This window comes from Bacillus halotolerans (assembly GCF_001517105.1).
Classification (GTDB): domain Bacteria; phylum Bacillota; class Bacilli; order Bacillales; family Bacillaceae; genus Bacillus; species Bacillus halotolerans.
The window spans coordinates 34327-46119 of record NZ_LPVF01000012.1; the positions used below are offsets into that span (position 1 = coordinate 34327).

Below are 11793 nucleotides of genomic sequence, written 5' to 3' on the forward strand. Positions count from 1 at the left end.
CAATCCCAGCGTTAGTTTTTATCGGCCCATTTTAAATCGATGTAGCCGACAGGGTGCCGGACGATGTCCTTTACATGTTCGTTTTGCAGATTGACCTGATTATAGAAATAAACCGGAATGATCGGCGCTTCATTGATGAGAAGCTTTTCCGCCTTATGCATGAGTGAAAAACGCGTTTTTTCATCCGCTTCATTTTTTGCCTGCTTCATCAGCTGATCATATTCTTTGTTGGTCCAGCCTGTACGGTTCATCGAATTTCCTGTTTGGAAGGCTTCCAGAAAACTGATAGGGTCCGCATAGTCAGGCAGAAATGAGCTTTGTGAGAATTGGAACTTAAGCGCTTTTTGCTCTTCTAAAAACACGTTCCACTCCATATTGGCCAGCTTCACATCGACGCCAAGGGTGTTTTTCAATTTTTGCTGGATGGCTTCAGCAATCTTTTTATGCTCCGGTTTCGTACTGTAAGTAAGCGTGACCGCAGGCAGCTTGTCATACTTCTCTTCCTTCATTCCTTTTTCCAGCAGCTGCTTCGCTTTGTTTTCATTTGGTGTGATCAGGTCTCCGCCCGCTTCACGGAAGTCCTTGCCGTCAGGCTGTGTAAACCCTGGCGAAACAAAAGCGTGTGCCGGTTTTTCATTGTTTTTCGTGACATATTTTACGATTTCCTTCTGATCAACAGCCATTGCGAAGGCTTTTCTGATGTTTTCATTTTGGAACGGCTCCATATTGACATTAAAGCGGTAAAAGTATAAACCCGCCTGATCAACGATGTGCACATTGTCTTGATCCAGCAGCTGGTCACTTAGCTCAGCCGGTACGTATGCGGTGTCCAATTCACCGGACTGGAACATTTGGTAATCTGTATTTCTGTCACTCACCATTGCCCATTTCACTTTGTCAAGCTTCACGGTTTCTTTATCCCAGTACGTATCGCTTTTTTCCATTGTGATGCTGTCATCATGCTTCCATTCCGTCAGTTTAAACGGACCGTTGCCGACAAATGTATCGGCTTCAGCAAACCACTTTGGATTTTCTTTGTCGACTTTTTCGTTAACCGGAAAATACGCCGGGTTTGACACCACGCTCAGGAAATATTTTTGCGGTGCGGCAAGCGTCACTTCAAGGGTGTGATCATCCTTCGCCGTCACCTTCACATCGTCTCTTTTCCCTTTTCCGCTGTTATAGGCTTCGCCGCCTTCAATAAAATAGCCGAGAAACGCGGAAGAAGCTCCTGTTTTCGGGTCAAGCATCCGTTTCCAAGCGTATTCAAAATCTCCGGCTGTCACAGGGTCTCCGTTCGTCCATTTCGCATTTTCCCGAATCGTAAATGTGTACGTTTTCTTGTCTTTCGACACAGACCACTTCTCTGCCATCGCCGGCTCCGGTTCATTGTCTTTGCCGAGGCGCGTTAACCCTTCCATGATGTTATTTAACGGCTGCCAAGACACGTTATTAAAACCGATCGGCGGATCAAACGAGGTCGGTTCATTTTCATTATTTAAGTACAGTACCTTTTCTCCGCTTGTCTTTGCCTTATCTTCTCCGCTTTCTTTTCCAGCCTGCTCATTTGCTGTACATCCCATCAGCGCAAATGAAAGTCCCAGTGCAAGGCCCATTCCCCATAGCTTCTTCACTCTCTTCATCCTCTTCCCCCTTTTTTGTTATTCATTCTTCGCTCCCGGCAGCACCGCATGCTCAGCCCGTTTATCCTGAAGCCAGCAGTGTACAGCGTGCGTGCCGGATCGAACAGTTTGATCAGGGTATACCCTGTCACACACGATCATTCTGCTCGGACAGCGGGCGGCAAATGGGCAGCCCGGCGGCGGTGAAAATAAATCCGGCGGCGTGCCGTCAATCGGAATCAGCTCCGCGCCATCAAGATCCAGCCGCGGGACAGAATTCAGCAGCCCTTTTGTATAAGGGTGCTGCGGCTTGTAAAATATATCTTTTCTTGTGCCAACTTCCGCTATTTTTCCGGCATACATAACAGCCACTCTGTCAGCAACCTGGGCAACCACGCCTAAATCGTGTGTGATCAAAATGACAGAAACCTTTGTTTTTCTCTGAATCTCTTTAAACAGTTCCAGTATTTGCGCCTGTATGGTGACGTCAAGGGCAGTTGTCGGTTCATCCGCTATTAAAATATCAGGCTCGCAGATCAGCGCCATCGCAATGACAATCCGCTGTCTCATGCCGCCGCTGAATTGATGGGGGTACTGCTTCAGGCGTGCTTCAGGATCCGGAATGCCGACCAATTCCAGCATGGAAAGAACCTCTTTCTCAGCCGCCTTTTTCGTCATCCTTTTGTGACGAAGAAGCGCTTCAGCCAGCTGGTCGTCGACAGTCAGCGTCGGGTTTAGCGCCGTCATCGGGTCTTGAAAAATCATTGAAATATCCGCGCCCCTTATGCTCCTCATTTCTCTGTCAGAGAGACGGCAAAGGTCTTTGTTTTTAAATAAAATGCTGCCGTCTGTCACCTTCGCTGAATAAGGCGGGAGCAGTCCCATAATGCTTTGAGAGGTGACGCTCTTGCCGCATCCCGATTCACCGACAATGGCAAATGTTTCGCCTTTGTACAAATCGAAGTTCACGCCTCTGACAGCCTGAACCGTCCCGCCGTAAGTCGTAAAAGAAACGTGCAGATCATTGACTGACAGAACTTTCTCCATACAGCTACCTCCTTAGCTTAGGGTCCAGTGCATCCTGCAATCCGTCCCCCAGCACATTAAACGCGTACATCGTTAACGAGATGAAAAAGGCAGGAAAGAACAGGCGCCACCAATGCCCGGACAAAATGGTCGGCAGGCCGTCATTCGCCATCACACCCCAGCTGGCAAACGGCGCTTGAATGCCGAGACCGAGAAAGCTCAAAAATGATTCTGCGAATATGGCGGTAGGTACAGTTAAAGTCATTTGTACGATGATCGCGCCCATTGTATTCGGCAGCAAATTTTTGCGGATGATGCGAAAGGTTTTTGCACCAAAGGTTTTCGAGGCGAGCACATACTCGTAATTTTTTATTTGCAGCACTTGGCCTCTTACAATTCTCGCCATGCCGACCCATCCCGTAACAGTCAGCGCTACGATAATGGTGCCGAGCCCCGGACCCATCAAGACCATCAGCAAAATGACAACAAGAAGATACGGCAGCCCGTACAGCACTTCAATAATCCGCATCATGACACTGTCTGTTCTGCCGCCTTTATAGCCGGCAATGCCTCCGTAAATGACACCGATCAAAAAATCAATCAGTGCAGCCATCACTCCGACAAATAACGAAATCCTCGCTCCGTACCATGTTCGTGTAAACACGTCCCGGCCAAGCTCATCGGTACCGAACCAATGATCTGCAGAAGGCGGAAGATTTTGTTCTGTCAGCGATTGGCGCTCGACACTATGAGGAGATAAAAAAGGGCCGATTGCTGCCATCACAAATAGAAATAAAAGAATAAAAAGCCCGGCCATCGCTAGTTTATTTTTCTTCAGCCTCCTCCAGGCATCCTGCGCATAGGACAAACTCGGCCGTTTGACTGAATCGGTCTCTTGGGTCTTTCCCTGATTCGAAACAAACCATTCGTCCGGCACCTGAGCGTGCTGCTGCGGCTGGCGTTCATCTGTTTGTACAGGGAGATTCATACGCTTCACCCTTTCTTATGCAGTTTAATGCGCGGGTCCAGCAGACCGTAGGCCAAGTCGACCAAAAACAGCATTACGATCAAAATGACGCTGTAAAAAACGGTCGTTCCCATAATCACGGGATAGTCCCGCTGATTAATGCTTTCGACAAAATATTTTCCCATTCCGGGAATGGCAAAGATTTTTTCAATCACAAAACTTCCTGTTAAAATGCTGGCAACGAGAGTTCCCAGTACGGTAATGACGGGCATGAGCGCGTTTCTGAGTGCGTGTTTTACGATAATTTTGAGCGGAGACAGCCCTTTCGCTTTCGCTGTGCGGATATAATCCTGTGTCAAGACTTCGACCATGCTTGATCTTGTCAGCCTGGCGATAATCGCCATCGGTCCAACTGCAAGCGCTGCGGTCGGAAGCACCATATGGATCGGGCTCGTCCACGTAGCGGCGGGAAATAGTTTAAAATTGACGGCAAACTGCTGAATAAGCAACGTCGCCATAATGAAATTCGGGATGGAAATGCCGAGTACCGCGAGGCTCATCGCAGCGTAGTCCAAAAAGCCATTGCGGCGCAGCGCGGCAGTTACGCCAAGTATCAGCCCTGAGATCACAGCAATGACAATCGCTGCCATCCCAAGTTCGAAGGAAACGGGAAATCCGCGTTCCAGCATATCATTTACGCTGTCTGAAGGTTTTTTAATAGAAGGGCCAAAATCGAATGTAATGATGGATTTTAGATAGATGATGTATTGGATAATGAGAGGATCGTCTAAGTGATAGTAGGCTTCGAGATTTCTTTGAACCGCTTCATTTGTGCCCCTCTCCTCATTAAAAGGAGATCCGGGAATGACCTTCATCAGAACGAAAGTCAGGGTGGTAATGACCAAAATCGTAGCTGCCATTGCCCAAAAACGCTTCATTATATATCTTGCCAAAGCCTTAACACCCCTTTAGCAGAATGATGTTCGCATTGCCAGTTCAGTCATGACAAGCATTGCCTGATAGGCTTCAAGCATATCCTTCGCCTGAAATTGAACGGTTGTGGTTCCCGGTTTAATTTCTGTACCCGGCATTAGATGAGCCCATTCAGCTTGGCCGTAATTGGCAAATTCAATGCTTAATACAGGCCTGTCAGGCGGTGTAAGCGGTTTAACTTTATCTTTGTTCTGCAAGGCATATGCGGTTTTTTCTGTCAGCAGCCGGCCGGCTTTCGCAGGCGACAGACATTTGACTGCAGACCTTGAAATCGTTTGTTTAACAGCAGCTGTCGTGACATTCGGGATGAGCTCTTCAGCTTCTTTGGCCGCCCGGTCATCACCGGCTACCATTAATACCGGAACATCGTAATAACCGGCAATGTAAGCATTTAATCCAAGCTCACCGACAGGCTGATCATTTATGTAAAAATGACGGACACCGAAAATCATGCTATGGGACATGACACCGGGAGTTGAGGCTCTCGCGTGATAACCGAGAAACAACGCGCCCGTGAAAGTATCATCCAGCCCCTGCACCATTGAAAATGGTTTAACATCGCCGGAGATCAAATCCGCCTCCGGATGAAGCTTTTCAACCAGCAGATTATTCATTTTCGAATGGCTGTCATTCACCAGCACCTCCGTACACCCGCTGTTAAACGCTTCGGTAATACAGTAGTTTGCTTCTTCGGTCATGATCAGCCGTCCGCGTTCATAATTACGCTTGCCGGAATCAACAAAGGTATCATCCGGAAGACCTGAAATACCCTCCATATCTACTGACATGTACAGTTTCATAACGCTCCTCCTTTTTTACTAAATTATGAATATTCTAACAGATTATATTAAAAAAAGAGGAAAAATGCAATATAGCTGGGAAAAATCACTAACGTTCAGAGATAAAAAAGAATCCTCTTTCAAGGATTCATGTTTCTTTTGCTGCCTGTTCTGTCAGCTGCTCATATTTTTCGAGTGTTTTTTCAAATACTTGATCAAAAACATGCGGCACGGAGGCACGTATCACCGCCGCTCCCTCTCCTGTAATTCCGCCTTTCGTTGCAACACGGTTCAGCGTCTCCTCAAAGGACATCTTTTTTTCGATCAGCAGCTTGCCTGTCCCATACAGTGAGTGTATCAGGAAATCAAAGGCTTCTTCTTTTGTCAGGCCGCTGTTTCTCACAGCCGACAGCGCTAATTCTTCAAACACTGCGGCGATGAAGCCCGGAGCAGAGCTCGTCAGATTACTGGCGGCATCTAAATTGGATTCTTTTATTTCTCGCACACTGCTGAAAGCCGATAACAGTGCATCCAAACGTTCTTTCTTCTGTGCCGCCAGTGCTTCACTGTGAACAACCAGTGAGATACCGGCTTCCGCTTCAGATGTAATGGCCGGAATCACCCGTGATATTCCAGCTGCCGTTTCAGCCTCTAAAAGCCGCAGAGGCACACCAGCCGCAATGGATACAATATGAGTGTTCCGGTTCACATACGGGTGAAGCCGGCGCACTGTTTCAATGACATGGAGCGGCGGGACACATATAAAGATCAAGGCGCACTTTTCCGCCCATATCTCAAGCGGTTTTGCCGAAACGTCTGGATAATCAGCGAGCAAAGCCTGAAGCCGCTCCCCCTTAGTTCTTGTCTCAACAAACAGCTCATTTTCCTCTATTTGTTTATGCTTCAACAGCTGCCTGGCGATCATATCCGCCATGCTGCCATATCCGATCAATCCGATTGACTCCATCGTTTCAGCCCTTTCATGTACAATATTCCTTATAAAGTGTACCGTTTTTCGCACTTTTTCACAATTTCCCATAATGTTTTCATTTTTATCCCACAGTTTTTGTTTATGATAAACTCAAGTCATAAAACTGCCATAAATAAAATGTAATTTGTTGAAAATAGAGAGAAACGGAGTGAACATGATGGATAACTATCGTGACGAAAATAGAACAGAAGGACAAGAGAATGAGGTTTTTTTAACGAAAGAGAATGATCAAAACCCGTCTTACTCAGCCCGCAATGTGATTCATGATCAAGAGAAGAAAAAACGCGGATTCGGATGGTTCAGGCCGCTGCTCGGCGGAGTCATCGGCGGAAGTCTCGCCCTTGGCATTTATACGTTCACACCGCTTGGCGACCACGATTCTCAGGACGCAGCGAAACAGACGTCCAGCCAGCAGCAAACTCAATCTGTTACAGCTAAAAGCACATCCTCTGAATCAAGCAAAAGCTCGACAAGCTCATCTGCATTTAAAAGTGAGGATTCTTCTAAAATCTCAGATATGGTGGAAGATCTTTCACCGGCGATTGTCGGCATCACAAACCTTCAGGCTCAGTCAAACAGCTCTTTGTTTGGCTCTGGCTCTTCCGGTTCGAGCTCTGATTCAAGCGAAGATACAGAAAGCGGCTCAGGATCGGGTGTCATTTTCAAAAAAGAGAACGGCAAGGCTTATATCATTACGAATAACCACGTTGTAGAAGGCGCAACTTCACTTAAGGTGTCTTTATACGACGGCACCGATGTGACAGCTAAGCTCGTAGGCAATGACTCTTTAACAGATTTAGCCGTTCTTCAAATCAGTGATGACCACGTAACAAAGGTAGCAAACTTCGGTGATTCATCAGATCTCAGAACAGGCGAAACCGTCATTGCGATTGGAGATCCGCTCGGAAAAGACCTGTCTCGCACAGTAACACAAGGAATTGTAAGCGGCGTGGATAGAACAGTTTCAATGTCAACTTCAGCCGGTCAAACAAGCATTAACGTGATTCAAACTGATGCCGCGATTAACCCGGGTAACAGCGGCGGTCCATTGTTAAATACAGACGGCAAAATTGTCGGCATTAACAGTATGAAAATCAGTGAAGATGATGTTGAGGGCATCGGATTTGCCATTCCAAGCAATGATGTAAAACCGATAGCTGAAGAATTGCTTTCTAAAGGGCAAATTGAACGTCCGTATATCGGTGTCAGCATGCTTGATTTGGAACAAGTGCCGCAAAACTATCAGGAAGGCACACTCGGCTTATTCGGCAGCCAGCTGAATAAGGGCGTATACATCCGTGAAGTCGCTTCAGGCTCCCCTGCTGCAAAGGCCGGGCTGAAAGCTGAAGATATTATCATCGGTTTAAAAGGAAAAAAAATCAATACAGGCAGCGAATTGCGCAATATCCTATATAAAGACGCAAATATCGGCGACACCGTCGAAGTGAAAATTCTCAGAAACGGAAAAGAATTGACGAAAAAAATCAAACTCGATCAAAAAGAAGAAACACCTTCTTAAGAAAAAAGCCTCAGGCCGCAAAAGCTGCCTGAGGCTTTTTATTAGACAAAAGACCTTTATACTCTATGAAACTTTCTGCCAAGACACCCGTATATGATACAGGCTGACATCATTCTAATCAGATGCTTGAAGCATTGTTTAAAAAAGGAGGAATAACATGAAAACCGTGGGATTGAGCATAATTTGCGCAGGATTGGCTTTTCTGATGCTGAGCTTTCTCCTTCCTGCATCAACATTGGCACGAGGAGTTACACTGGGGGCCAGTATTCTATTAAACATAACAGGCACTGCTGTGATTATGCGTTTCTTAAAAAACCCTCAACCTAACAGCTGATTCAAGCAACGCCTAAGACGAAAGCTTTTAGGCGTTGCCGTTTTTATTTCAGCTTGCCTGACCGCAGTGCAAGTTCACAATCCCTTCTCCTCTCCTTCTTCCTTCCATATCAGCACCTTTTACTTTGATCATTACATAAAAAACCCCTGTCCGTAATGGACAGGAGGTTCAGGTTAGGACATATGCTGGTCTCTATAGAGTCTTTTATTTTCAATCCCATACGATTTCTGTACGATGTAAAGCGGCCGGTCTTTGGCTTCATCATAGATTCTGCCGATATATTCACCAATCATGCCCAGTATCAGAAGCACGATGCCGCTGAACAGGAGCTGGATGACGATAAGCGATGACCAGCCGGTAATGGTGCTGTCGGTGAACAGCTTCAAATACAGTACGATAAACATATACAGAAATCCTGCGCTTGACATGAAGACCCCGGCATAGCTTGCCAGCTTCAGCGGTTTATGTGAAAATGTCGTAATGCCGTCCATTGAAAGCTTCAGCATTTTCTTAAGCGGGTATTTCGTTTCTCCGGCAAGCCTTTCATCACGTACATACTCAACTGCCGTTTGTTTGAAGCCTACCCAGCTGACGAGTCCTCGGACAAAAGGGTTTTTTTCCTTTAATTTTTTCATTTCATCACAGACTTTTCTGTCCATGAGACGGAAATCCCCGGTATCAATCGGGATATCAATATCTGTCATGCTGCTGAGAAGCCGGTAAAACATGGCCGCTGTCTGTTTTTTGAAAAAGGTTTCCCCTTTTCGTTTTGTACGTACGGCGTATACGACCTCATAGCCTTCCTTCCACTTTTCAATCATGTCTAAAATTAACTCAGGAGGGTCCTGCAGATCGGCGTCAATGACGGCGATTGCATTCCCCTGTGCATAATCCATACCCGCAGTAATCGCGATCTGGTGCCCAAAGTTCCTTGAAAAATCAATGATTTTCACTCTCGGATCAATCAGACTGTGTTCTCTTAAAATCTCAATACTGCGATCTTTGCTGCCGTCATTGACAAATAGCAGTTCATAGTTTTCCTTCGTTTGATCCATGACCTCTTTTAAGCGCTGATAGGTTTCATGAATGACAAGCTCTTCATTATACACAGGTACCACAATTGAATATTGAATATGTCTGCTCATGTTTTTTTCCTCCTATTCATCAGCATGTAGTTCGTATAATGCAGCTGACTGGTTCATTCCGCCAGGCCCGCCGCCCATTTTGCCGGTTTGGCCTGGTGCGTTGCTCTCGCTTGACGTACCTGATGAATCAGTCTGATCAGGTGATGTCTGCTGATCAGCGCTTGACTGCCATTTATCAGAAGAAACTTTCTTGCCGTTTTCTTGAACCCATTCGACAATTTCATTGTTTCCGCCTTTCCCCATTCCTGAAGCCAAGAAGTATTTCACTTTTCCTTCTTTTACGAGCTTTTTAAATTGAGTCAGCGTGATGGCCGGGTCAGAACCGCTGAATCCGCCGATCGTCATGACGGCCTTTTTCGTTTTGATAATATACGGAGCCGCTGTGTTTGAATCAGTTGTGGCGAATAAATATTCCGCTCCGGAATTGTTTTCTTCTAAATACTCAATCAATTTTTCATTTACACTCGACTCGTTCATTCCCATGCCTTTTCCGCTGCTTGAAGCGAGCTGCGGCCCTGTTTCAGGAAGAGAACTGTTTCCTCCGTACAGGAGAGGTGTGCTTGCCCAATAAATCGGCATCACAAGCAATACGAGAAGACCTGCAAGTGATATATAATATGTGAGCGGTTTTTCACGCTGTTTAAAAATCAAAAGAGCAATGGCAGATAACGCACCGATAACCCCTACGCCGATACTCCATCCAACACCGATTTGATCGTTGTAGTTTCTCAGAATAAACAATTCAAATCCTGTTGTGGCAATCATCGCCGCCGGCAAAAGCCAAGACTTCCAGCCTGTATGGTTTCGGTATAACTGAACGAGCGCAACCCATCCAGCTCCGACAAGTGCAGCAATCGGCGGCGCCAGCATAATGAGATAATAATGATGGAAAAATTCTGCTACACTGAAGAATCCGGCAATCGGCACAAGCCATGCAACCCAGAACACCGTCTCCTTCTGCTCAACTGATAATCTTCTTCTTTCTCTCGCGCCAGCGATCAGTAAGCCTGCGATTCCAAATATCGCAAATGGCAGCAGCCAGCTGATTTGATCAGATAGTTCTTGTTGGAAGAGCCGAAGCGGGCCAGGTGTTCCCGTTCCGAACATTCCTGTACCTGATTGCATTTTTGAGCCGGTTCCTGTACCGCCTTTCCCTCCGTCTCCGCCGGGTCCGCCTTGGCCGCCATCTCCGCCGCTCGGAGGGCCTCCTTGACCGCCGCTTGGCATTTCCCCATTGGATGGCGGTGCCGTCATATTGCCATTTGCAGATTTGCCATCGTTTGATGAGCTGCTGCTTGATGACTGATTAGGCGGTGCCTGAGCGTCAGATGAACTGTTCTCCGCAGAAGGCATTTCTTTTGGTGCGTCTCCGCTTGACCCGCCCTGACCGCCGCCGGAATTTTGTCCTGTCAGCCGCTGAATTCCGTTGTATCCGAAAGCCAATTCCAAAACAGAGTTGGTCTGGCTGCTTCCGACATAAGGGCGTTTGCTGGCAGGGATATTGTCAACAATGAGCGGCCATGATAACGAAACTGCCGCTAATATGACTAATGCGCTTCCTAATGAAATGATTTTTTTCTTGATTGTGGCATTTGCCGCAATCAGGTAGAACAATAAGAAAGCCGGCAAAATCATATAAGCTTGAAGCATTTTTGTGTTGAAACCTGCACCAACGACGAAAAATGCTGCTAACAGCCAGATCAGCTTTCCTTTTCTGATGGCTTTAAAGAGAAGCCATGTAGCCAGCAATAAGAAAAATACCAGTAATGCATCAACATTGTTTGTCCGGGCCACAGCCACCGCAATCGGTGTACATGCCATGATGAAAGAGGCAATTCTTGCTGCCGTCTTACCGAATGTCGGTTTTATTAACAGATACATTAAAAGGACAGAACCTACACCAGCAAGTGCCTGAGGCAGGATGACGCTCCAGCCGTGCATACCGAATATAAGTGCGCTGATGGTTTGTATCTGGAACGTAATAGGCGGTTTATCAACCGTTATAAACCCCGCCGCGTCGAATGAGGCATAGAAAAAATTATGAAAGCTTTGCATCATACTTGTGACTGCAGCGGTGTAATAAGGATTCACCGTATCATCATTCCAGATGTTATAGATATTTAAAAATGCAGATGCGAGCAAAATGAGAATCAGGAAGATGTCCAGCTCGCGTTTTTTCTTTTCCACGTTTGTCTTCACTCCTTTTCGTCTAACTTTGAAATAGTGTAACAAGCAAATGTGAAAAAACTATTAATAAACAAAGGCAATATTTTTGCCATAATCAATTCATACGATCAGTCCATAAAAGCAAAAGCTTTTGGGTCTTTACCCTGATCTAAATCTGATATTTTGTACCTAATCATCCACGCTATTTATGTAAGCCGTTTTTGAACAAAAAAGCCTTCCGGTGACGCCGG

Annotated in this window: 10 protein-coding genes; 2 read left to right on the top strand and 8 right to left on the bottom strand. The window is 46.2% G+C overall.

Translation table 11 applies throughout. The annotated features are described in order from the left end of the window. Positions 1–11: 11 nt before the first annotated feature. The 6 genes from dppE to proG form a co-directional block, all read right to left on the bottom strand. Positions 12–1643: a dipeptide ABC transporter substrate-binding protein DppE gene (gene dppE / locus AU387_RS15310; protein ID WP_059336094.1), complete on the bottom strand. Its 1632-nt coding sequence runs from the start codon at positions 1641–1643 to the stop codon at positions 12–14. 18 nt (positions 1644–1661) lie between these two features. Further along, the gene (locus tag AU387_RS15315) at positions 1662–2669 is read right to left on the bottom strand and encodes an ABC transporter ATP-binding protein (protein ID WP_059336095.1); all 1008 of its coding nucleotides are present in this window, start codon (positions 2667–2669) and stop codon (positions 1662–1664) included. Between the two features lie 4 nt (positions 2670–2673). Continuing rightward, complete coding sequence (gene dppC, locus AU387_RS15320) at positions 2674–3636, bottom strand: dipeptide ABC transporter permease DppC (protein ID WP_044156206.1); 963 nt, start codon at positions 3634–3636, stop codon at positions 2674–2676. 5 nt (positions 3637–3641) lie between these two features. Continuing rightward, positions 3642–4568 carry a dipeptide ABC transporter permease DppB gene (gene dppB / locus AU387_RS15325; protein ID WP_044156207.1) on the bottom strand — a complete coding sequence of 309 codons (927 nt, stop codon included), beginning with the start codon at positions 4566–4568 and terminating at the stop codon, positions 3642–3644. 15 nt (positions 4569–4583) lie between these two features. Next, positions 4584–5408, bottom strand: a complete 825-nt coding sequence (gene dppA / locus AU387_RS15330) for a D-aminopeptidase DppA (RefSeq protein ID WP_044156209.1) — start codon at positions 5406–5408, stop codon at positions 4584–4586. Positions 5409–5535: 127 nt separating this feature from the next. After that, positions 5536–6354 carry a pyrroline-5-carboxylate reductase ProG gene (gene proG, locus AU387_RS15335; protein ID WP_059336096.1) on the bottom strand — a complete coding sequence of 273 codons (819 nt, stop codon included), beginning with the start codon at positions 6352–6354 and terminating at the stop codon, positions 5536–5538. Between the two features lie 181 nt (positions 6355–6535). On the opposite strand from proG, the gene htrA reads away from it, so the two are divergent. Both htrA and AU387_RS21790 read left to right on the top strand, forming a co-directional pair. Further along, complete coding sequence (gene htrA / locus AU387_RS15340) at positions 6536–7897, top strand: serine protease HtrA (RefSeq protein ID WP_059336097.1); 1362 nt, start codon at positions 6536–6538, stop codon at positions 7895–7897. 157 nt (positions 7898–8054) lie between these two features. Continuing rightward, the gene (locus AU387_RS21790) at positions 8055–8231 is read left to right on the top strand and encodes a hypothetical protein (RefSeq protein WP_044156213.1); all 177 of its coding nucleotides are present in this window, start codon (positions 8055–8057) and stop codon (positions 8229–8231) included. Positions 8232–8404: 173 nt separating this feature from the next. On the opposite strand, the gene AU387_RS15345 is transcribed toward AU387_RS21790, so the two are convergent. Then, positions 8405–9376, bottom strand: coding sequence for a glycosyltransferase family 2 protein (locus AU387_RS15345; RefSeq protein WP_044156214.1), 972 nt, complete (start codon positions 9374–9376; stop codon positions 8405–8407). Positions 9377–9388: 12 nt separating this feature from the next. Beyond that, on the bottom strand, positions 9389–11563 hold the full coding sequence (locus tag AU387_RS15350; RefSeq protein ID WP_059336098.1) for a glycosyltransferase family 39 protein: 2175 nt from the start codon (positions 11561–11563) through the stop codon (positions 9389–9391). Positions 11564–11793: the final 230 nt, after the last annotated feature.

What these genes read in the sequence shown, in the direction of transcription:
- dppE (WP_059336094.1), bottom strand. Translation starts at nt 1,643, where the DNA reads ATGAAGAGAGTGAAGAAGCTATGGGGAATGGGCCTTGCACTGGGACTT.
- dppC (WP_044156206.1), bottom strand. Translation starts at nt 3,636, where the DNA reads ATGAATCTCCCTGTACAAACAGATGAACGCCAGCCGCAGCAGCACGCT.
- AU387_RS15345 (WP_044156214.1), bottom strand. Translation starts at nt 9,376, where the DNA reads ATGAGCAGACATATTCAATATTCAATTGTGGTACCTGTGTATAATGAA.
- AU387_RS15315 (WP_059336095.1), bottom strand. Translation starts at nt 2,669, where the DNA reads ATGGAGAAAGTTCTGTCAGTCAATGATCTGCACGTTTCTTTTACGACT.
- proG (WP_059336096.1), bottom strand. Translation starts at nt 6,354, where the DNA reads ATGGAGTCAATCGGATTGATCGGATATGGCAGCATGGCGGATATGATC.
- AU387_RS21790 (WP_044156213.1), top strand. Translation starts at nt 8,055, where the DNA reads ATGAAAACCGTGGGATTGAGCATAATTTGCGCAGGATTGGCTTTTCTG.
- dppA (WP_044156209.1), bottom strand. Translation starts at nt 5,408, where the DNA reads ATGAAACTGTACATGTCAGTAGATATGGAGGGTATTTCAGGTCTTCCG.
- htrA (WP_059336097.1), top strand. Translation starts at nt 6,536, where the DNA reads ATGGATAACTATCGTGACGAAAATAGAACAGAAGGACAAGAGAATGAG.